The sequence below is a fragment of the Candidatus Similichlamydia epinepheli genome, assembly GCF_003056015.1.
Genome location: NZ_PPEU01000089.1, coordinates 1 through 2,846, shown reverse-complemented (window position 1 = coordinate 2,846; position 2,846 = coordinate 1). Strand labels below are relative to the sequence as shown.

Below are 2,846 nucleotides of genomic sequence, written 5' to 3'. Positions count from 1 at the left end.
AAGACTCATCATGAAAATAGAAAGAGGACTCATTAACAATTTTTGAAAAACATCTTTATGTTGTGTGCGAAGAATAATTAGGCAAGTGAGACAACAGATGACGCTCAAAATAGAAAACAAGACTGCTAGCTTATTCACATTGTCACGTTGTTTCTCAGCAGCGATAGACTGAAGAAGGTAGAAAGCACCGTGTACTGCGAAGAGAGAAACCGAAGCAAAACCCATCACAATAGCGTAAGGAGAACAAAGGCAAAGTAAGTTATGAATTACTTCACCTGTCCCCCCATCTATAGGAAGACCAATCACAAGATGACCTGATAAAAAACCTCCCAAAAATGCTACCAGAACACATGATAAGGATATTCCAATATCCAAAAGACTCTGAAAAAAATGAAAGGTTACTCTCTTGCGATAAAAAACAAAAAGTGGCTTCAGAATCAACCCTATGAGAAGAGCAAGCCAAATAAAACGAAAAGAATAGAAAAGTATTGAGGAGATCTTTGGCACTCCGGCAAAAAGGACTCCACCACCGGAAACAAGCCAAATTTCATTCCAATCCCATTTGGATCCGATAATCTTTAAAGACTTTTTCTTATCACTTTCCTTAGTTCTAAAGACATGCAAAATACCAACACCCAGGTCATATCCATCTAAAATGACATAACCTGCAATGAGAAAAGTATACAAAATCAAAGAAAGTTGCTGAACAGCTGACATGGGAACAACCTATAAGATCCGCTTACACAGAGAATAAAGACCCACCCTGCGATTGTAGAGTGAAATGCGGCACTTCCCCCTGCTTCGATTAGCTTGCGTGATACAACGAGCACACAAAAATCAGAAAGATAAAAATAGTTGACTAGACTAAGTAATTTCTCTCAACGACTAATAGATCGAAAAAACCCAGAAAGGATAATGAAGGAATTTAATACTTAGAGAAAAAAATAAGGGGGACAAGGATGATCGAAAATCTAATCATAGCGGGAAGCTATCTTGTCTTGATTGTGATTATGGTGATAAATCAACCGAGAACAATATCACCATTTCATGCAACACGCCTTCTATTAAGCATAGGGATGATAGCTCTTTTATCAACTCTCTCAATCTTATTAATGTGGGATCAAATAGATGCTAAAAGCACACTCACAAGTCGCGAAGCCTCTACACAGTTCTTGTCAACCTTTCTAGTATGTTCTTTGACCACTGTGGATAATTTATCGCTCTTCCTTGCTCTCTTTAGGATATTTAATTTTCAACAAGAAGACGAATCAAGGGTGTTGAAAATAGTACTAATAGGAAAAGCAATAGTCAGAGTCAATTTCCTGTTCGCAGGTTTTGTACTTATATCTAAGGCAAGATGGATAGTAAGATTCTTTTCTTTGCCTATCCTCTACACAGGTTACGGATTAGCGATTGAAGAAGCTCATGAATCAACCAGTCGTTTTAAAAATGCTTTTCATAAGTTACGTTCGAAATGTTTTTTCATGAAATCTAACCACAGAACAGGAATTTTCTCCATCGCCCTGCTCCTAATATGCGATACCATCTTAGGAATGGATTCAATAGCCGCAACCCTAGCCTTCACGAATAATCTTCTTCTTGCACAAGTTGCTAATTTGCTCTCCTTAGGATTGCAAATTCCAGTCTACATCCTGCTTCAAAGAGCACAAGAAAAGAACCCACATATGAAAAAGATACTAGGATTTCTTCTACTCTGCACCGGAACTCATATTCTAGTCTTCGGCTAGTAGAGAATCAAAAGAGAAAAAACAAATGCAAAAAGAGCAAAAGACTCTATAACACCTATAGGGGCCCATGCCTTACCATAATTTTCTGGCTTCTTAAGCGAAAGATATATACCGGCAGCACATATCTTTCCTTGGGCTACAGCAGAAATCGCAAGAGCAGATCCACACCCAATACCTAAAAAAACACCACTCAAAGGAGAGAAACTACCAGAAAGAATAGCATTCTTCATAAGAAGCATCAAAATAAAGCCAAAAATAGATTGAGAGGCAGGAGCAGTAGACATCGCAATTAACTTGCCGTGTCCTTCATCTGTTTGTGACATGACCGATAAACAAGCTGAAGCGGCAATTTGACACCCTAAACTACTTCCAATGCATCCAAAAGCTAAAGCTAACCCTGGACCAACCATATTAAAATCAAACATAAGCCGCCTCATTAGATTTAATTACTTCTCTAGAGATAAGGGCCGAAACGCGCGACCACCACCATCAAACGAGTAACGATACCATTCCAAAAAATTTAACCGTAAACTATGCACAACAGCACCCATGACACCCAATCCAAAATTGATTACATGTCCAAATAAGAGACAACCCCAAGAAAAAGGCCATGGAAGAAAAAGAGAAATAGAGTTGAATGTCTCTGCAATGATAGCCCCAGAAAGACCCAGAGCATAAAGCCTCAAATAAGAAAGAACATCTGAAAAAATCTGTATTACGTTCATCCACTCCAGAAGGCCACTCAAAAGTCCCCTTTCGTAAATCGCAATTATATGCGCAGCTAAAAAGCCAAAAAAAGTTGCTCCATTGGCTATTAAAAGAATCTTTTCTTTAGAAATTTGCAAAACATAGTGTGGAAGCAAAGATGCCTCCAAAAAATTAGCTAGAGTAAAATATCCTCCAATCATGCAAAGCGCCCAACCAAAATTAGTCTTTGTTTTAGAACACCCTCTTAACATCGATAAGAAAATATGAAAAACCCCTATCATCAAAACGATCTCTTTGCTCACGTTATCAATCAAAAACTTTTGAATGGGAAGTGATGTAGAGCCTCCATTAATGACTTCTAAACTCCATGGAGCATTACCTTCTGACACG

Annotated in this window: 3 protein-coding genes and 1 pseudogene; 1 reads left to right on the top strand and 3 read right to left on the bottom strand. The window is 38.2% G+C overall.

Going from position 1 to position 2,846, the window contains the following annotated elements:
- The coding region (locus tag GCCT14_RS04305) for a cytochrome d ubiquinol oxidase subunit II (RefSeq protein ID WP_192875504.1) at positions 1-717 on the bottom strand (717 nt) is incomplete at its 3' end.
- A gap of 242 nt (positions 718-959) precedes the next feature.
- On the opposite strand from GCCT14_RS04305, the gene GCCT14_RS04300 reads away from it, so the two are divergent.
- Positions 960-1,748, top strand: coding sequence for a TerC family protein (locus tag GCCT14_RS04300; protein WP_108624373.1), 789 nt, complete (start codon positions 960-962; stop codon positions 1,746-1,748).
- On the opposite strand, the gene GCCT14_RS04295 is transcribed toward GCCT14_RS04300, so the two are convergent.
- Together GCCT14_RS04295 and GCCT14_RS04290 are read right to left on the bottom strand one after the other, a co-directional pair.
- The gene (locus tag GCCT14_RS04295; RefSeq protein ID WP_108624372.1) at positions 1,745-2,173 is read right to left on the bottom strand and encodes an ATP synthase subunit C; all 429 of its coding nucleotides are present in this window, start codon (positions 2,171-2,173) and stop codon (positions 1,745-1,747) included. The two genes, GCCT14_RS04300 and GCCT14_RS04295, sit on opposite strands and share 4 nt — an antisense overlap.
- Positions 2,174-2,194: 21 nt before the next feature.
- Positions 2,195-2,846: pseudogene (locus tag GCCT14_RS04290) on the bottom strand (V-type ATP synthase subunit I); the annotation flags it as partial.

Bases quoted from the DNA above. Each gene is read 5' to 3' on its own strand.
- GCCT14_RS04295 (WP_108624372.1), bottom strand. From the start codon at position 2,173: ATGTTTGATTTTAATATGGTTGGTCCAGGGTTAGCTTTAGCTTTTGGA.
- GCCT14_RS04300 (WP_108624373.1), top strand. From the start codon at position 960: ATGATCGAAAATCTAATCATAGCGGGAAGCTATCTTGTCTTGATTGTG.